This is a genomic window from Streptomyces cinnamoneus (genome assembly GCF_002939475.1).
GTDB classification, from domain to species: domain Bacteria; phylum Actinomycetota; class Actinomycetes; order Streptomycetales; family Streptomycetaceae; genus Streptomyces; species Streptomyces cinnamoneus_A.
Map to the genome: position 1 here is coordinate 1,685,337 of NZ_PKFQ01000001.1, position 17,141 is coordinate 1,702,477.

The 17,141-nt window shown below is 74.7% G+C and carries 14 protein-coding genes; 7 read left to right on the forward strand and 7 right to left on the reverse strand.

The window, feature by feature from the left end:
* Nucleotides 1-27: 27 nt before the first annotated feature.
* Nucleotides 28-990 carry an SCO1860 family LAETG-anchored protein gene (locus CYQ11_RS06920; protein WP_181143834.1) on the reverse strand — a complete coding sequence of 321 codons (963 nt, stop codon included), beginning with the start codon at nucleotides 988-990 and terminating at the stop codon, nucleotides 28-30.
* A gap of 248 nt (nucleotides 991-1,238) precedes the next feature.
* On the opposite strand from CYQ11_RS06920, the gene CYQ11_RS06925 reads away from it, so the two are divergent.
* A complete protein-coding gene (locus tag CYQ11_RS06925) occupies nucleotides 1,239-1,841 on the forward strand; it encodes a hypothetical protein (protein ID WP_146104649.1) in 603 nt (200 codons plus the stop codon).
* A 10-nt stretch (nucleotides 1,842-1,851) separates the two neighbouring features.
* Here CYQ11_RS06925 and CYQ11_RS06930 read toward each other — a convergent pair whose 3' ends face one another.
* Nucleotides 1,852-2,973: an amidohydrolase family protein gene (locus tag CYQ11_RS06930; protein ID WP_240003641.1), complete on the reverse strand. Its 1,122-nt coding sequence runs from the start codon at nucleotides 2,971-2,973 to the stop codon at nucleotides 1,852-1,854.
* A gap of 161 nt (nucleotides 2,974-3,134) precedes the next feature.
* On the opposite strand from CYQ11_RS06930, the gene CYQ11_RS29440 reads away from it, so the two are divergent.
* Genes CYQ11_RS29440 through CYQ11_RS06945 form a run of 3 tightly spaced genes read left to right on the forward strand, consistent with a single transcriptional unit; the run spans nucleotide 3,135 to nucleotide 6,111 of the window.
* A complete protein-coding gene (locus tag CYQ11_RS29440) occupies nucleotides 3,135-4,169 on the forward strand; it encodes a hypothetical protein (protein WP_099201944.1) in 1,035 nt (344 codons plus the stop codon).
* Nucleotides 4,166-5,440 carry a sensor histidine kinase gene (locus CYQ11_RS06940; protein ID WP_240003640.1) on the forward strand — a complete coding sequence of 425 codons (1,275 nt, stop codon included), beginning with the start codon at nucleotides 4,166-4,168 and terminating at the stop codon, nucleotides 5,438-5,440. The genes CYQ11_RS29440 and CYQ11_RS06940 overlap by 4 nt, the downstream gene beginning before the upstream one ends.
* Nucleotides 5,437-6,111, forward strand: a complete 675-nt coding sequence (locus CYQ11_RS06945) for a response regulator (protein WP_099202012.1) — start codon at nucleotides 5,437-5,439, stop codon at nucleotides 6,109-6,111. The genes CYQ11_RS06940 and CYQ11_RS06945 overlap by 4 nt, the downstream gene beginning before the upstream one ends.
* An 80-nt stretch (nucleotides 6,112-6,191) precedes the next feature.
* Here CYQ11_RS06945 and CYQ11_RS06950 read toward each other — a convergent pair whose 3' ends face one another.
* A complete protein-coding gene (locus tag CYQ11_RS06950) occupies nucleotides 6,192-7,346 on the reverse strand; it encodes a serine hydrolase domain-containing protein (protein ID WP_099201943.1) in 1,155 nt (384 codons plus the stop codon).
* Between the two features lie 140 nt (nucleotides 7,347-7,486).
* On the opposite strand from CYQ11_RS06950, the gene CYQ11_RS06955 reads away from it, so the two are divergent.
* Nucleotides 7,487-8,686, forward strand: coding sequence for a TerD family protein (locus CYQ11_RS06955; protein WP_099201942.1), 1,200 nt, complete (start codon nucleotides 7,487-7,489; stop codon nucleotides 8,684-8,686).
* Here CYQ11_RS06955 and CYQ11_RS06960 read toward each other — a convergent pair.
* From CYQ11_RS06960 to CYQ11_RS06970, 3 genes are all read right to left on the reverse strand, one after another.
* Nucleotides 8,661-9,707, reverse strand: a complete 1,047-nt coding sequence (locus CYQ11_RS06960) for an LLM class flavin-dependent oxidoreductase (protein ID WP_099201941.1) — start codon at nucleotides 9,705-9,707, stop codon at nucleotides 8,661-8,663. The genes CYQ11_RS06955 and CYQ11_RS06960 overlap by 26 nt on opposite strands.
* 53 nt (nucleotides 9,708-9,760) lie before the next feature.
* Nucleotides 9,761-11,182 carry an alkaline phosphatase PhoX gene (locus tag CYQ11_RS06965; protein WP_099202011.1) on the reverse strand — a complete coding sequence of 474 codons (1,422 nt, stop codon included), beginning with the start codon at nucleotides 11,180-11,182 and terminating at the stop codon, nucleotides 9,761-9,763.
* A gap of 148 nt (nucleotides 11,183-11,330) precedes the next feature.
* Nucleotides 11,331-12,824 carry a hypothetical protein gene (locus tag CYQ11_RS06970; protein ID WP_099201940.1) on the reverse strand — a complete coding sequence of 498 codons (1,494 nt, stop codon included), beginning with the start codon at nucleotides 12,822-12,824 and terminating at the stop codon, nucleotides 11,331-11,333.
* Nucleotides 12,825-13,168: 344 nt separating this feature from the next.
* Here CYQ11_RS06970 and CYQ11_RS06975 point away from each other — a divergent pair, with 344 nt between their 5' ends.
* Together CYQ11_RS06975 and dapA are read left to right on the forward strand one after the other, a co-directional pair.
* Nucleotides 13,169-15,010 carry a DUF8508 domain-containing protein gene (locus CYQ11_RS06975; protein ID WP_099202010.1) on the forward strand — a complete coding sequence of 614 codons (1,842 nt, stop codon included), beginning with the start codon at nucleotides 13,169-13,171 and terminating at the stop codon, nucleotides 15,008-15,010.
* Between the two features lie 128 nt (nucleotides 15,011-15,138).
* Entirely contained in the window at nucleotides 15,139-16,029 is an 891-nt protein-coding gene (dapA, locus tag CYQ11_RS06980) for a 4-hydroxy-tetrahydrodipicolinate synthase (RefSeq protein ID WP_099201939.1), read from the forward strand.
* Nucleotides 16,030-16,090: 61 nt separating this feature from the next.
* On the opposite strand, the gene dapD is transcribed toward dapA, so the two are convergent.
* On the reverse strand, nucleotides 16,091-17,083 hold the full coding sequence (gene dapD / locus CYQ11_RS06985) for a 2,3,4,5-tetrahydropyridine-2,6-dicarboxylate N-succinyltransferase (protein ID WP_099201938.1): 993 nt from the start codon (nucleotides 17,081-17,083) through the stop codon (nucleotides 16,091-16,093).
* Between the last annotated feature and the right edge of the window lie 58 nt (nucleotides 17,084-17,141).

The window sequence follows — 17,141 nt, forward strand, 5'->3', positions numbered from 1 at the left end:
CGTCCCCGGCCCCCGGCGCGCCCCCCGTCAGCCCTCGTCGCGGGCCGACCTGCGGCGGCGGGCGGCGACGAGGGCGCCGGCGCCGCCGACGACGAGCAGTCCGGCGGCCGCCGCGAGGTAGGGCGTGGCGGAGCCGCCGCCGGTCTCGGCGAGCCCGCCGCCGGTGGGACGGGCGGCCGTGCGCGGCGCGGTCTGTGCCTTCACGTCCGTCGCCTTGTCCGGTGCGCCCTTCGCGTCCGTCGCCTTTCCGTCCGTGCCCGAGGCGCCCTGGCCCTTGGCGGGGTTGCCCGGGCCGGCCGGGGTCCCGCAGGTGGCCTCCGCGAGCGTCACCCGGCCCCTGACCTTGGCGACGCCCAGGCCCAGGGGGTCGACGGCGACGTCGAGGGCGAGCGCCGTGGCCGCCGCCGTCCGGGAGATCGTGGCGGTCTTCGACAGGTCCAGGCGGACCGCGCCGACGCCAGGCACGTCGACCTTGGTCGGGCCGGCAGTGGTGAGCGTGACCTTCTTGCCGAGGACCGAGACGCTGCCGAGCAGGTTCGACGTCGCCTCCGGTTTCCTCCCGGCCTCGCACACGGCCTCCGAGATGACCTGCTGCACCTCGATCAGGGACAGCAGGGGCAGGCCCGGGACGTGGACCCGGGCATGGACGAGGTTGGCATACCCCTTGGCCGTCCGCCCGTCGGCGGTGGCGCGGGCGGTGGCGGTGTCCGCGCGCAGGACGCTGACGGGCTTGCCGTTCTCCACGCCGTCGAGGGTGACGGCGAGCGCGGTCCGGTCGGCGCTCGCGGGCGCCCGTACGTCGTCGACGGAGGCGTTGACCGGCAGGTGGGCGGTTCCGCCGAGCAGGGAGAGGTCGAGTCCGGTGCGCAGGACGGCCGCGCCGGCCGCGCCGCCGCCGGCGCTGTCGGTGGCGTGCGCGGGCGTGGCGCCGAGGGCGAGGGCGGTGGCGGTGGCCGTCGCGGCCATCGCCGTGATCCGGCGTGCGGGCATGCCGAAGGAAGAGCCGGTGGTGCTGAACACGTGTGTGGAACCCCCACGGGAAAAAGGAGCCGCCGGCGCGCCAATGGGGGACATCGCGCGCCGACGGCATCGACCCCGCAATGTTCGATCACGTGAGGGTGAACGGACAGACGGCCAGGGGGAGTTCACCCCAAAGGATGGGTTTCGCCTAGGCGTTCGATTCATGCGTCACGGGGGCGGTTTTCCGTCACATCGACAGGCGGAGGATCATCAGTGGCGTGAAAGCAGCGATAACGCCTCACCAGGCGTGGACGTGGTCGATGACCAAGGTCGCGGCGGCGGGCGTCGTCGCCGAAGCGGCGCTCGCGCTCACCGTCCTGTTCCTGTGGGCGATGGCGCATCCGGAGCCCCAGCCCGAGGGGGACCCCGGTCCGGACAGCCCCGCTCTGGCGATCTTCGTCCTGCCGGTCCTGCTGCCGCTCGTGACGGCCGCGGCCCTGGCCTTCGTCTCCGCGTTCGTCCTGCCCACCACCCTGCTGGCGCGGCGGGCGGGCTCGTGGTGGGGCGGCGCGGGGGCCTGGTGGTGGGTGCCGGCCGCGGCCACCGCGGTGGCGGCCGTCGCGGTCGCCGCGGTGGGGACGGGGACCGGGCTGACGCGCGGGGACGCGGCGGCGCCGGCGGTCTATCTGTGGTGGTGGCTCGGGCTGACCGTGGCGACCGTCCCCGCCGCGCTGCTGGCACGGCTGTCGAACCTCCGGGACACGACGGGCCGGACGCCGCTGCGCGGACGCGCCGTCATGGGCTGGGGCTGTGGAGGGGCCGTGGGACTCGTCCTGGGCGTGGTGGCGGTCGTCGGCGCGCTCGACGCCCTCGTCGGCTGACGGCCGCCCCTCACGCCACCACGCGCCCCCGCAGCACCACCCGGCGCGGCGCGCCCAGCACCCGGACGTCGGCGCGCGGATCGGCGTCGTAGACCACCAGGTCCGCGGGGGCGCCCTCCTCCAGGCCCGGCCGGCCCAGCCACTCCCGGGCCCCCCACGCCGTCGCGGCGAGGGCCGCCGAGGCCGGGACGCCCGCCGTGACCAGCTCGGCGACCTCCTGGGCGACCAGGCCGTGCGGCAGCGAACCGCCCGCGTCCGTCCCGACGTAGACCGGGACGCCGGCGTCGTAGGCGGCGCCCACCGTCTCGTACCGCCGCGCGTGCAGGCGGCGCATGTGGTCGGCCCAGCGCGGGAACTTGGCCTCGCCGCCCGCCGCGAGCCGCGGGAAGGTCGCGATGTTGACCAGGGTCGGCACGATCGCCACGCCCCGCTCGGCGAACAGCGGAATCGTCTCCTCGGTCAGTCCGGTGGCGTGCTCGACGCAGTCGATGCCCGCCTCCACCAGCGGCGCGAGCGTCTCCTCGGCGAAGCAGTGCGCGGTGACGCGGGCGCCCAGCCGGTGCGCCTCGGCGATGGCGGCCTCGACCTCGCCGCGCGGCCAGCAGACGCCCAGGTCGCCGGTCTCCCGGTCGATCCAGTCGCCCACGAGCTTGACCCAGCCGTCGCCGCGCCGGGCCTCGCGCGCGACGTACGCCACCAGGTCCTCGGGCTCGATCTCGTGCGCGTAGTTGCGGATGTAGCGGCGGGTCCGGGCGATGTGGCGGCCCGCGCGGATGATGCGCGGCAGGTCCTCGCGGTCGTCGATCCAGCGGGTGTCGGAGGGGGACCCGGCGTCGCGCAGGAGCAGCGCGCCGGCGCCGCGTTCGGTCAGCGCCTGCTTCTCGGTGGTCGACTCGTCGACGGCGCCGTGCGCGTCGAGCCCGACGTGGCAGTGGGCGTCCACCAGGCCGGGCAGCACCCAGCCCTCGACGGTGGTGACGTCCCGCGCCCCCGCCGGCCGGTCGAAGGTGATCCGCCCACCGACCACCCACAGCTCGTCGCGCACCCCGCTCAGCGGGTCCGGTCCGACGAGTATCCGTCCCTTGATGTGCAGCACCGGCGACGCCGTCGCGCTGTCGTCCTTGGAGGCCATGCAGGCACTCTACGAGCCGGACCCCGCCGGACGGCACCCGCGGCGGATCACCGGCCGCCGGGTGGGGGCGGGTGAGGAGGAGGGGCGGCTCCGCCCTGCGGGGGAGGCGGTTCCCCACCGGGGCCGAGGTGGCCGGCCCCGGGGCGCGGGAGGCTGGCCACATGAGCCGTACGACACCCACCCCCTCCCCCGTCGCCGGGGACGACCGCGCCACCGCCCGCCGGACCCTGCGGACCGTCGCCGTCGCCGCCTGCGTGCCCTACCTCTCGCTCAAGGCGGCCTGGATCGCCGGCAGCCGGGTCGGCATCCCCGAGGGCAGCGTGCTGCTCGCCCACGAAACGACGATGAGGGTGGTGAACGCGGCCACGGTGCTGATGGACGCCTGCGTCGTCGTCCTGGCGCTGCTGCTGAGCCGGCCGTGGGGCAGGCGCGTGCCGTCGTGGCTGCTCGCCCTGCCGATGTGGGCCGCGGCGGGCCTGCTGACGCCCATCATGGCGGGCTTCCCGGCCCAGGTCGTGCTGCGGGTGACGGGCTTCGCGAGCGGTGAACGCACCCCGGGCGAGCGGCCGTTCCTCGACGAGTGGGTCTACTTCGTGGTCTACCCGGGGTTCATCGTCCAGGGCCTGGCCCTGGGGGCCCTGTTCGTGCTGTACGCCCGCGAGCGGTGGGCACATCTGTGGCGGGGGCTGGCGGGCGAGCCGGCGGGCCGGCTGCCGGGACGCGGACAGCGGATCGCGGTGGTGGCGGCGGCCCTGCTGGCGGCAATGCCCATCACGGTGCACCTGATGTGGGCGACCGGCCACCGGTCGGGGCTGTCGGGGGCCCTGGGCCGGCAGTACGACGCCGAGGCCGCCGTGCAGGACGCGGCCTGGGTGCTGTACGCGGGCGCGACCGTGGTGGGTGTCGTGCTGCTGCTCGCCCGGCCCGAGCGGCTCCTGCCGCGCTTCGCCCGGGCGTGGGTGCCGGCGCGGACGCCCCTGTGGTTGCCGCTGCTGCTCGCGGGGGCCGGTTCGGCGGCGGTCGGCTGCTGGGGCGGCTGGCTGCTCCTCGCCTCCGCGGTCGGCGGACAGGGCGGCGACCAGGCGGCGACACCGCTGATGCTCGTCACCTACGCTGTCCAGATGATCATCGGATTGCTGGTCCTGGGAGCCGGCGCCCGCTTCTTCTCCGGGCGGGCCGCCGCCCGCACCCCGTGACGGGCGCCCTGCGGAGCGCGGCCGTCGCCCTGCTGGGGCACCGGGCGCGGCTGCGCTGGGTGCACCTGCTGCTGGGCGGGGCGCTGTTGATGCCGTACTACCTGCTGGCGGGCACGGTGGTGTCGATGCTCGGGGAGGAGCGCACGAACGGCATCTTCCCGCTCTCCCTGCTGTGGCAGTTCGTCACCTTCGCCATCGCGCTGGTCCCGGCGGCGATCACGGCCCTGCACCCGCTCGTACGGCCCCTGGAGGGCGGGGCGGCGCGGGCGCTGTGCGGGGTGCCACGGAACGCGCTGGCCACCGGGCCGAGCAGGACCTGGGCGGCGCGGGGACGCACGGCCGCCTGGTACACCCTGCACCTGCTGACGGGCGGCGTCGTCAGCGGGATGTCGCTGGCGGCGCCGCCCTTCGCGGTGCTGCTGATCCTCCTGCCGGTCACCGGCGCCCCCGGCGGCTCCGACGCGCCGTACGCGCTCGGACGCCTGGGCCCGTGGACGATGGCGGCCCCCGTGGCCGGGCTCGCCCTGCTGGGCCTGGTCTTCGGCACGTCCTGGGCGGCTGGGGAGGTGCTGGCGCGCTGCGCGCCCGTCCTGCTGGGGCCCACGGCCGCCGACCGGCTGGCGGCCGCCGAGCAGCACGCCCTGCGCCTGGCCCTGCGCAACCGTCTCGCGCGCGAGCTGCACGACTCGGTCGGCCACGCGCTCAGCGCCGTGACGCTCCAGGCGAGCGCCGCCCGCCGGCTCCTCGACGCGGACCCGGAGTTCGCCCGGCAGGCGCTGGCCGCGATCGAGGAGACGACCCGCGAGGCGGTCGGCGAACTCGACACCGTCCTGGGGCTGCTGCGCGAGGAGGGGTCCGCCGCCACCGCTCCCGCGCCGACCCTCGCCGGCCTGGACGCCCTGCTGGACCGCACGCGGGCGGCGGGCTGCACGGTCACGCTCACCGCGCCCGCCTCCCTGGAGCGGGTGCCCCCGGTCGTCTCCCGCGAGGCGTACCGGATCGTTCAGGAAGGGCTCGGCAACGCCCTGCGCCACGCGGGACAGGTCCCCGTGCGCCTGCGGATCGCCCTGCTCGACGACGACTTGGAGGTCGCCTTGGAGAATCCGTTGAGCCCCGGTGCCGTGCCCGCGCACCGCCCGTCCGGCGGAGGCCGCGGGCTGCCCGGCATAGCCGAGCGGGCCCGGCTGCTGCGCGGCACCGCCACCGCGGGCGCGTACGAGGGCGTGTGGCGGCTGACCGTGCGGCTGCCGCTCGCGGGCGGCGCCCGGTGACGGCCGCCCCGCCGCCGGTGCGGATCGTGCTCGCGGACGACGAGCGGATGGTGCGCACCGCCCTGCGCGCCATCCTGGGCGCCGAGCCGGACCTTCAGGTCGTGGGCGAGGCGGCCACGGGCGCGGAGGCGGTGTCCCTGGTCCGGGAGCTGCGCCCGGACATCGTGCTGATGGACGTCCGCATGCCGGAGGTCGACGGCATCCGCGCGACGGAGCGCATCGTGGCGGGCATGGCCGAGCCGCCGCGCGTCATCGTCGTCACGACCTTCGAGAACGACGCCTACGTCTACGACGCGCTGCGCGCCGGTGCCTGCGGCTTCCTGCTCAAGCGCGCGGGCGCGGACGAACTGGTGCAGGCGGTGCGGATGGTGGCCGGCAGCGACTCGCTGCTGTTCCCCTCGGCCGTGCGGGCCCTGGCCGCCGCCTACGGCCAGGAACGGGCCTCCCGCGCGGAGGCCGAGCGGCTGCGCGCCCGGCTGTCCGAGCGGGAGGCGGAGGTGCTGCGGCTGATGACGCGCGGCCTGTCGAACGCGGAGATCGCGCAGCGGATGGCGCTGGGGGCCGCGACCGTCAAGACGCACGTGGCGGGCGTGCTGGCCAAGCTGGGGGTGCGCGACCGCACCCAGGCGGTCATCGCGGCGTACGAATGCGGGTTCGTGTCGCCGCGGTGAGCCGCGCGGGATATTCCGTCCCCCGCGCCGCCGGGCGGGCTCGGTGCGAGCCCGCCCGGCGGCCGCGAAGGCGCGGCGGCTCAGCGCCCCGTCACGGCCTCCCACACGGCCTTCGCCAGGCGGGCCGCCTCGGGGGCGGCGCCGCCCGGGAAGGCGAAGCGGCGGCGGTTGTAGCCGAAGGCGAGACCGGCGCCCGGGTCGGCGAACGCCTGCGAGCCGGCGGCGCCGCTGTGGCCGAAGGAGCGGGCCCCGAGGAAGCGGTAGAGCTGCGAGGTGGCGGCGAAGCCCAGGGCGAAGGAGTTGGGCTGGCCGAACACCAGGTCCTGGCCCGCCGAGTGCACCTGGGAGAACTCCGCGATCGTGCGGGGCGCAAGCAGCGGCGCCTTCCCGTCCAGCCCGCTCACCGCTGCCGCGTACATCCGCGCGAGGCCGCGCGCGGAGCCGACGCCGCCGACGGAGGCGGGGCCGGCGGCGCGCACGGCACGGGAGTTGGGCAGGGACTGCAGGTCGGTGGGGTGCGGGTGGTTGAGGTTGAAGGCCAAGCCGTGCAGGCTCTGCGGCCCCGCCTGCCCCTCCGCCAGGGCGCGCTTCTGCTCGGGGGTGGGGTCCATCGGCTGGGCGTCGAGCACGCGGTGCTCCTGGTCCTCCGGCAGGCCCATGTAGAGGTCGAGGCCGTGGGGGGCGCGGATCCGCGCCTCGTAGACCTCCTGCATGGTCTGCCCGGTGGCACGCAGGACGACCTCGCCGGTGAGGGCGCCGATGACGTAGGCGTGGTAGCCGAAGCCGGCGCCCGGGCGCCAGTAGGGCCGCTCGGCGGCCAGGCGCGCGGCGATCGCGCGGTCGTCCGCCAGCTCCTCGGCCGTGAAGCCGCCCTCCACGCCGACCAGGCCCGCCCGGTGCGCGAGCAGCTCCCGCAGGGTGATGTCCCCCTTGCCCTCGGCTGCGAACTCCGGCCAGTAGGAGGCGACCTTCCGGTCCAGCTCCAGCACGCCCTCCTGCACCAGCAGGGCGACGACGAGGTGGGCCGCGCCCTTGGTGGAGGAGAAGACACCGGTCAGCGAGTCCCCCGCCATGCCGGGCCCTCCCCACAGGTCCACGACCAGCTGTCCGTCGGCGTACGCGGCGAGCTGTGCGGAGTGCCCGGCCCGCTCCTCGTTCAGCGTGGCCTCGAACTCCGCGCGCACCGCCTCAAACCCCTCGGCGACGGTGCCCTGCGCCACGATGCCCTCCGACACGTGTCCTCCCCTGTAAAGATCGAAAATCTTGTGACGGAGGAGATAAGCCTAGACTTTCGTTCGAATATTCCTGGCCAGATTCGGTCCCCGGGTCATGGAACCGTAAAGCCGGGCGGCTCGTTATCCGGGACATGACCGCTATGACCCCCGGCTCGAACCTTCCGCTCTCCGTCGCCCGGGTGACGGTGGACGTCACCGCTCCGGTGCGGCTCGACGTCTCGGGCCTGCTGCTCACCGCCGACGGCAAGGTGCGCTCCGACGACGACTTCGTCTTCTACAACCAGCCCCACGGCCCCGGCGTGACCCACCGGGCCGCCTCCGCCGGCTCCCCCGACGCGATCACCGTCGACACGTCCGCCGTCCCGGCCGGCATCGAGAAGATCGTGGTCACGGCCAGCCTGGACGCCGCCGGCACCACCTTCGCCGGCACCGAGCCGACCGCCACCGTGCGCGGCGCGGACGACGGCGCCGTGATCGCCGCGTTCACCCCGCCCCAGCTGGGCGCGGAGACGGCGCTGGTGATCGTCGAGGTCTACCGGCGCAACGGCGCCTGGAAGGTCCGCGCGGTCGGCCAGGGTTACGCCGACGGCCTGGCCGGCATCGCCACGGACTTCGGCGTGAGCGTGGAGGAGCCCGCCCCGGCCCAGCCCGCCGCCGCCCCCGCCACCCCGGCGCCCCCCGCGCCCGCGACGGTCTTCCCCGCGGCCCCGCCCATGCCGGCCGCCGCTCCCCCGGCGCCCGCCGCGCCGCCCGCCGTCCCGGGGAAGATCAGCCTCGACAAGGGCAAGGTGAGCCTCCGCAAGAACGAGACGGTCTCGCTGGTCAAGGGCGGACAGCCGCTGACACGCTCCGTGAAGATGGGCCTCGGCTGGGAGCCGGCCTGGAACAGCGCGGCCATCGACCTCGACGCCTCGGTCATCGCCTACGGCCCCGACCGCAACATGATCGACGCCTGTTACTTCGGCCGTCTGCAGATCCTGAACGGCACCATCCAGCACTCGGGGGACAACCTCACCGGCGAGGGCTCCGGCGACGACGAGACGATCACCGTGCACATGGGCGGTCTGCCGCCGGAGGTGACGGGCCTGGTCTTCACCGTCAGCTCGTTCAACGGCCAGAAGTTCACGGACGTCGCCAAGGCCTACTGCCGCCTGCTGGACGCCCAGACCGGCGAGGAGCTCGTACGCTTCGACCTCACCGGCTCGGAGCCGAAGACCGGCGTGCTCATGTGCAAGTTCATCCGCCAGTTCACCGGCGAGTGGGAGATGACGGCCATGGGCGAGTACGTCAAGGCGAAGACGGTCCGGGACCTGGTCAAGCCCGCGGCGCAGGCGCTGTAGCCGCCGGCGCGGCGACGCGGCGGGGCCGCTCCGGCGGTCCCGCCAGTGCGGCCAGGCGCCGGTAGGAGTCCAGCAGCGCCGCCCTGTCGAACGAACTGGTGGTCACCAGCACCTCGTCCGCCCCGGTGCGCCCCACCAGGGCCGCCAGGGCCGCGCCCACCTCCTCCTGCGTGCCGTGGATGTGGCCGCGCAGCCCGGCTTCGTAGAAGCCCCGCTCCTTCTCCGTCATCGGCAGTTCCTCGATCTCCTCGGCCGCGAGGAGCGGCGGGAAGACGCCGTGCGTCCGGGAGTACGCCAGCGACCACGCCTCCGGCACCAGCAGCCGCCGGGCCGCCTCGCTCGTCTCCGCCACGGCGACGTTCCCCGCGACCATCACATGGGGCCGGGGCCAGCCGGCCGAGGGCCGGAAGGCGGCGCGGTAGCGCTCGATGGCGGCGAGCATCGCGTCCTCGCCCTTCAGACCCCCGATCACCAGGGCCGCCCCGGCCTCGGCGGCCCGCTCGGCGCCCGACTCGTTGGCGAGGACGAACATGGGCACCCGCAGGCCCTCCGCCGGGCGGGCGTGCACCTGCGGATGGGGCCTGGGGCCGTCGGTGAAGTACGCCGCGAGCTCCGCCAGCTGGGCGCCGAAGTCCCCCATGGCGTCCTTGTCCGCGCCCAGCGCCCGCCGGATCCCGTCGGTGAACCCCACGGAACGGCCCAGACCCATGTCGATCCGGCCGGGGAAGAGCGACTCCAGCACCCCGAACTGCTCGGCGACGACCAGGGTGCGGTGGTTGGGCAGCATCACGCCGCCGGTGCCGACCCGGATCCGCGAGGTCGCCCCCGCCACCGCCGCCGCGAGCACGGTCGGCGCCGAGCCCGCGACGCCGGGCACACTGTGGTGCTCCGACACCCAGAAGCGGTGGTAGCCGAGCGCCTCGGCCTCCCGCGCGAAGGCGACGGTGTCGCGCAGGGCCTCGCCCGGCTCCCGCCCCTGCCGGGTGCGGGAGCGGTCCAGTACGGAGAACGGAACGGTCACCTACACGTCAACGCGCTGCCGCCGCGGGGATTCCCGGGACGCCGTCACCCCCGTCACGGGCGGCGCCACGGGCCGGTGATCGCGAGCATGATGCCCGGCTCCTGGATGTTGGCGAAGAGGGTGCGCCCGTCCGGCGCGAAGGTCACCCCGGTGAACTCGCTGTACTCCGGCTTCTGGGGCGTCCCGATGTTGAGCTCGTTGCGCGCGATCGGGTACGTACGGCCGTCGTCGAGCGCGCCGAAGAGGTGCTGGACGCCCTCGCCGTCCTCGGCGATCACCAGCCCGCCGTGCGGGGAGACCGTGATGTTGTCCGGCCCGTCGAAGGCGCCGTCACGCTCGGGGTGCGGGTTGACGCCCAGCAGGACCTTCAGGGTCAGGGTGCGGCGGCGGGGGTCGTAGAACCACACCTGCCCGTCGTGCCGCACCGGGCTCTCCTCCCGGGCGAACGACGCCACGACGTACACGCCGCCGTCGCCCCACCACATGCCCTCCAGCTTGCGGGCCCGGGTGACCTCGCCGTCGTGGAACTGCCTGCGCACGGAAGTCGTCCGCGCGTCGCGGTCGGGCACCGTCGTCCAGTCCACGCCGTAGACGGTGCCCGTGTGGGTGGCGCGCGAGAGGTCGTCGACGAACCGGCCGCCGGAGTCGTAGCACGTGAACGCCTGGAGCACGCCCGCGTCGTCGGCCAGGGCGCGCAGCCGGCCCCGCCCGTGCCGGAAGCCGTGCGGCGGGACCCAGCGGTAGAACAGCCCGTTGGGACCGGCGGCGTCCTCGGTCAGGTAGAGGTGGCCGCGGGCCGGGTCCGGGTCCACGACGACGGCTTCGTGGGCGTACCGGCCGAGGGCCTTGACCGGCTTGGGGTGGCGGGCCGCCCGCCGGTCGTGGGGATCGACCTCGAAGACGTAGCCGTGGTCCTTGGTCATGCCGTTCTGGCCGGCCTTGTCCTCGGTCTCCTCGCAGGTCAGCCAGGTGCCCCAGGGCGTTGTGCCGCCCGCGCAGTTGGTGGACGTGCCGGCTATGCCGACCCATTCGGCGACGTGGTCGCCGTGCGGCGCGACCTCGACGACCGTGCAACCGCCCGCGGCCGCCGGGTCGTACACCAGGCCGTCGGCGAGCGGCACGGGGTGCGGCCAGTTCGCGCGGGGGCCCTTCAGCTCGTGGTTGTTGACGAGCAGGGTCGTTCCCCGCCGTCCGGCGAAGGCGGCCGTGCCGTCGTGGTTCGAGGGGGTGGACTCGCCCGACTCCAGCCTGGTGACGCCGGTGCGGGTGACGACGCGGTACGTGAACCCGGCGGGCAGCGCGAGGAGGCCGGCCGGGTCGGCCAGCAGCGGCCCGTACCCGGGCGGCCTCCCGGCGCCCGGCTGGGCGGCCAGCGCACCGGGCGCGCTGGCCAGCACGCCGACGCTGCCGGCGAGGGCCACCCCCGCGCCGGTGGCGGCGGATCGCTTGGCGAACTCTCTTCGGCTGAGGGACATGGGCGTCTTCTCCAGGGTCCGGAAACGGGCGGACGGCTCGAAGCCTTCCCTCACCCTTCCGTCCCCCGGAGAACGGAGGATGAACACGCCCCGGCGGGCGGCCCCCGGCCGGCTCCGGTTTCCGCGCGGCCGGCGGACCGCCCCGCCCTCAGCCCCTGGAGCGGGCCTTGAAGGCCGCCTTGCGGGCCTGCTTGGCGAGCTTCTTGTCGGGGTGGAGGCGGCCCATCGCCTCCAGGACCTCCGCGGTCGCCGGGTGGTCCACCCGCCACGCGGTCTCGAAGAAGCCGCTGTGGCGGCCGGCCAGGGCCTCCACCAGGCCGCGGAGCTCCTCCGAGTCCCCCTCCACGGCCAGTTGCGCGGCGATCGTGTCGACGGTGAGCCAGAAGACCATGGCCTCGCCCGGCTCGGGGATGTCCGCGGCGCCGTGCTCGGCGAGCCACACGCGGGCGAGGCCGCCGAGCTCGGGGTCGTCGAGGACCTCGCGCAGGGCGGGCTCCGCCTCGGCGCCCAGCAGGGACAGCGTCTGCTGGCAGACCAGGCGGCGGCCCGGCGCGGCCTCGTCCGAGCCGCGCGCGGCGGCGAGCAGCTCGCGGGCCGCCTCCAGCGGGCTCCGGCGGGCCAGCCACAGCTCGGTCTCGGTGTGGACGGCGGACGGGGGGTGGTGGGGCAGCGCGGCGAGGAGCGCGTCCGCGCCGGCCTCCGCGAGGTCGCCGACGGCCGGGGCGTCCACGCCCGCGTCCAGCATCCGCGAGCGCACGGCGAAGACGCCGAGCGGGGTCAGACCGACCAGGCCGTAGCGGGAGACGTCCTCGTCCTCGGGGAGGTCGGAGGCCAGGCCGTCGACGGACTCGCGGATGTGGCCCTCGCCGTCGACGACCTCGATGAGCTCCTCGTCGACGGGCCGGTACGTCACCAGGCCGGTCGGCGCGAGCATCCGGAACTGGTCGTCCAGGCGCATCATCGCGTCGGAGACCTCTTCGAGGACCTCGTCCGTGGGCTCGTCCATGTCATCGGGGACGATCATGGACGCGGCGAGCGCGGGCAGCGGTACGGGCCGCTCGGCGGAGCCCTCGTCGAGGGCGGTCAGCAGGTAGAGGTTGCCGAGGATGCCGTCGAGGAAGTCGGCCTCCTCCTCGGGGTTCCAGTCGATCGAGTCGAGGTCGAGCTGCCCGTCGGCGGAGTCCGTCAGCTGCTCGACCAGGTCCCCCAGGTCCGGGGTGGCGGCGTCGGCCAGCACGGTCTCCAGGCCGGCGAGCCAGAGCTCCAGGACGTCCTGGGGGCTGCCGGAGGTGAGGGTGGCCAGCTCCTCGCCGGCCACGGCGGTCCCGGAGGGCTGGTCGGCGTCCGCGTCGGCCGCCTCCTCGCCCTCGGTGAACTCCACCAGGCCCGTGTCGAGCGCGAGCTGCCACGCCTCCGCCGCGTACGCGGGACCGTCCTCGTCGCCCTCCAGGCCGAGCAGGCCGGTGGCGGTGGCCAGTTGACCGGCGAGCAGCTCGCCGCCCGCGCCGACCGGGGTGCCCTCGCCGGCCCAGCGGGCGAGCTTCGCGGCGCGGGCGAACAGCGGCGCGGACAGCGCGTCGCGGGCCAGCTCCGCGTCGGAGGGGAGCCGCACCGGCGGCATGGTCGGGCGGTCAGAGGACATCAGGGGAGTCATCTCCTCGTGGTGACGGCCACACCGGGCCGCGTCGGTGGATCAAGCGCGCAGTGCACCACCCTAGACGGGATTCCTCCTCCTCCGCCCGGTTCACGAACCCGCCGCGGCCGTACCGCCGCCGTCCACGCGACAACCCTTGACAACTCCGGTGCTCAGACAACAGATTGACGCGCGTAGATTGCGCATCGTCCCGCGACGGCCTGTAATCACCTCCGCACCACCTTGATCCATCTTTGCTCCACCGTGTGACCCGGCGACCGCTCCACCACCGGTGTCACCGGCGCACCACCGCTCGGCCCCACCCCTCACCACTCCTCACGGAGGCCTTTGTGCTGCCCACCGACCGCCCCGCGCACAGACGCACCACCGCCACCGGTTTCCTCATAGCCGGCGCGCTCGCGGCGGGGCTCGTGACCCCCGCCCAGTCCGCGAGCGCCGCCGACGGATCCGGGGTGCGGATCCACGACATCCAGGGCACCACCCGCGTGTCGCCGCTCGCCGGGCAGCAGGTGCGGGACGTACCGGGCGTGGTGACGGCCGTCAAGGCCTTCGGCTCGGCGCGCGGCTTCTGGTTCCAGGACCCGGACCCCGACCACGACGCGGCGACCAGCGAGGGCGTCTTCGTCTTCACGGGGACGACCACGCCGGCCGTCGCCCCCGGCGACTCCGTTCTCGTGTCGGGCACGGTGGGCGAGTACTACCCCGGCGGCGAGGCCGCGGGGCTCCAGTCCGTCACCCAGCTGACCAAGGCCACCTGGACCGTCCGCTCCTCCGGCAACCCCCTGCCCGCCGCGGTGCGGCTGACGTCCTCGGCCGTCCCCGCCCGCTACGCGCCGGACGCGCACGGCGGCTCCATCGAGAAGCTGCCGCTCAAGCCCGGCCGGTACGCCCTGGACCGCTACGAGTCCCTGGAGGGCATGCGGGTCGAGGTGCGCGACGCCGCCGTCGTCGGGGCCACCAACGAGCACAAGGAGCTGTGGGTCACCGCCGACCCCCGGCACGACCGCACCCGGCGCGGCGGCACGCTCTACGGCGCGTACGACGACCCCAACTCCGCCCGGGTGAAGGTCGCCTCGCTGATCCCCTTCGCCCAGCACCCCTTCCCGGTCGCCGACGTGGGGGACGCGCTGACCGGCACCACCGCCGGCCCGCTGGACTACGACAACTTCGGCGGCTACACCCTCCAGGCCACCGAGCTGGGCACCCTCGCCGACCACGAGCTCGCCCGTGAGACCACGCGCAAGCAGCGGTCCGACGAGCTTGCCGTCGCCACGTACAACGTGGAGAACCTCTCCCCCAAGACGCCGCAGGCCAAGTTCGACCGCCTGGCGGCCGCGCTCGTGACCAACCTCGCCTCGCCCGACGTCGTCGCGCTCGAGGAGGTCCAGGACGACGACGGCACGGTGAACGACGGCGTCGTGGACGCCGGGCAGACGCTGAAGAAGCTGACCGACGCGATCGCCGCGGCGGGCGGCCCGGCCTACCAGTGGCGGCAGATCAGCCCCGTCAACAACCAGGACGGCGGCCAGCCGGGCGGCAACATCCGCACCGCCTTCCTCTTCAACCCCGCGCGCGTCTCGTTCAAGGACGTCCCGGGCGGCGACGCCACCACGCCCGTCAAGGTCACCCGGGAGAACGGCAAGGCGGCGCTGTCCGCCTCCCCGGGCCGCGTGGCCCCGGCCGACGCGGCGTGGACGAACAGCCGCAAGCCGCTGGCCGGCCAGTTCTCCTTCCGGGGCCGGGACGTCTTCGTGGTCGCCAACCACTTCAACTCCAAGGGCGGCGACCAGGGCCTCGACAGCCGCTTCCAGCCGCCGGCGCGCTCGTCGGAGATCCAGCGCACCCAGCAGGCGCAGCTCGTCAACGGCTTCGTGAAGCAGCTCCTCGCGGCCGACAAGCACGCGAACGTCATCGTCGCCGGCGACCTCAACGACTACCAGTTCTCGCCCGCCCTGAAGGCCCTCACCGCGGGCTGCGTCCTGACGGACCAGGTCGACAGGCTGCCGAAGAAGGAACGGTACGGCTACGTCTACCAGGGCAACTCCCAGGTCCTGGACCACATGCTGACCAGCCGCCACATCGGCCGCGTCGACTACGACATCGTCCACATCAACGCGGAGTTCGCCGACCAGGCGAGCGACCACGACCCCCAGGTGCTGCGCTGGCGCCCCTGACCCCGAAGCTGTAGCCCTGCTTAGGGAATTCGGGCACAACAATTAAATAGACCTGTACGGTCGAAGGAGCCCAGAATCCGGTCGGGGCCGTGTCCGCGGCCCCGGTACCGATTCCGGAGTGTGACCCCATGCCGCCCACCAGCCCCTTCGGCCGTACCGTCTGCGCGATGGTCACCCCCTTCACCCCGGACGGGGCGCTCGACCTGGACGGCGCACAGCGCCTGGCCGACCACCTCGTGTGCGAGGGGGGTTGCGACGGGCTCGTGCTGAGCGGCACCACCGGCGAGTCGCCGACGACGAGCGACGCGGAGAAGAGCGCGCTCGTCGCGGCCGTCGTCGAGGCCGTGGGAGACCGCGCGCGGATCACGGCCGGCGTCGGCTCGGCGAGCACCGCGCACACCGTGGAGCTGGCCCGGGCCGCCGAGAAGGCCGGGGCGCACGGGCTGCTGGTGGTCACCCCGTACTACAGCAGGCCGCCCCAGGAGGACGTCGCCGAGCACTTCCGCACGGTCGCCGACGCGACCGGGCTGCCGGTGATGCTGTACGACATCCCGGGCCGCACCGGCACGCGCGTCGAACCCGACACCATGCTCCGGGTGGCCGAGCACCCGCGGGTCGCCGGGGTCAAGGACTGCGCGTACGACCTGCTCGGCAGCGCGAAGGTGATCGCCGCGACCGGTCTCGCCTACTACTCCGGCTCGGAGGAACTGAACCTTCCGCTGCGGGCGGTGGGCGGCGTCGGCTACGTCAGCACGGTCGCCAACGTCGCCGGCCCGGCGGTCGCCGCCGTCCTGGACGCCTACGACCGCGGCGCGAACGAGGAGGCGGCGCGGCTCCACCAGCGCACGCTGCCGCTGGTGGAGCTGATGATGGCCGCGGGCCTGCCCGGCACCGTCACGGCCAAGGCCCTGCTGGGCGCGCTGGGCCTGCCCGGCGGCCCGGTGCGGGCGCCCCTGCGGCCGGCGTCCGCCGAGCGCACCCGGGCGCTGCTGGCGGCGCGTGCGGAGCTGGGCCTGTAGCGCCGCGCGCGAACGCCGGGAGGGCCGCACCCCCAGGGGGTGCGGCCCTCCCGGTCACCGGTCAGTTGTGGCTGTGCAGCACCTCGTTGAGACCGCCCCAGCTGCTCTTGTAGGGGCGGGCCTCGACGGCGCCGGTGGTGGAGTTGCGGCGGAAGAGGATGTTGTCGGCGCCGGAGAGTTCCAGGGCCTTGACGACCTCGCCGTCGGGCAGGGTGACGCGGGTGCCGGCGGTGACGTACAGGCCGGCCTCGACGACGCACTCGTCGCCGAGCGCGATGCCGATGCCGGACTCGGCGCCCAGCAGGCAGCGCTCCCCGATGGAGATGATCTGCTTGCCGCCGCCGGAGAGGGTGCCCATGGTGGAGGCGCCGCCACCGATGTCGGTGCCGTCGCCGACCACGACGCCCGCGCTGATGCGGCCCTCGACCATGGAGGTGCCGAGCGTGCCGGCGTTGAAGTTGACGAAGCCCTCGTGCATCACGGTGGTGCCGGAACCGAGGTGGGCGCCGAGGCGGACGCGGTCGGCGTCGGCGATGCGGACGCCGGAGGGGACGACGTAGTCGGTCATGCGGGGGAACTTGTCCACGCTGGTCACCGACAGGTGCAGGCCCTCGGCGCGGGCGTTCAGGCGCGCCGCCTCGACGTGGTCGACGGCGACGGGGCCGATCGAGGTCCAGGCGACGTTGGCGAGCAGGCCGAACACGCCGTCCAGGTTCTGCCCGTGCGGCCGCACCAGGCGGTGCGAGAGCAGGTGCAGACGCAGGTAGACGTCGTGCGCGTCGAGCGGCTTGTCGTCGAGCGAGGCGATGACCGTGCGGACGGCCACGACGGTGACGCCCCGGCGGGGGTCCGGGCCGACGGCCTTGACGGCGGCCTCGCCCAGCAGCTCGGCGGCCAGCTCGGCCGTGAGCGTCTCGGTGCCTGCCGGACCGGGCTCGGCGACCAGCTCGGGGGCGGGGTACCAGGTGTCGAGGACGGTGCCGTCCGTGGTGATCGTGGCGAGACCGGCGGCGACGGCGCCGGTGACAGGGGTGGTGGCAACAGCATCGGTCATGTCCGAAAACCTAACCGGCGGGGCCCTCCCAAGGCGAACCGGTGCCCTCTCACGCCCG

Excerpts from the sequence above, each read along its gene's own strand:
- CYQ11_RS06920 (WP_181143834.1), bottom strand. The coding sequence starts at position 990 with ATGCCCGCACGCCGGATCACGGCGATGGCCGCGACGGCCACCGCCACC.
- CYQ11_RS06930 (WP_240003641.1), bottom strand. The coding sequence starts at position 2,973 with ATGGCCTCCAAGGACGACAGCGCGACGGCGTCGCCGGTGCTGCACATC.
- CYQ11_RS29440 (WP_099201944.1), top strand. The coding sequence starts at position 3,135 with ATGAGCCGTACGACACCCACCCCCTCCCCCGTCGCCGGGGACGACCGC.
- CYQ11_RS06955 (WP_099201942.1), top strand. The coding sequence starts at position 7,487 with ATGACCCCCGGCTCGAACCTTCCGCTCTCCGTCGCCCGGGTGACGGTG.
- CYQ11_RS06965 (WP_099202011.1), bottom strand. The coding sequence starts at position 11,182 with ATGTCCCTCAGCCGAAGAGAGTTCGCCAAGCGATCCGCCGCCACCGGC.
- CYQ11_RS06970 (WP_099201940.1), bottom strand. The coding sequence starts at position 12,824 with ATGTCCTCTGACCGCCCGACCATGCCGCCGGTGCGGCTCCCCTCCGAC.
- dapA (WP_099201939.1), top strand. The coding sequence starts at position 15,139 with ATGCCGCCCACCAGCCCCTTCGGCCGTACCGTCTGCGCGATGGTCACC.
- dapD (WP_099201938.1), bottom strand. The coding sequence starts at position 17,083 with ATGACCGATGCTGTTGCCACCACCCCTGTCACCGGCGCCGTCGCCGCC.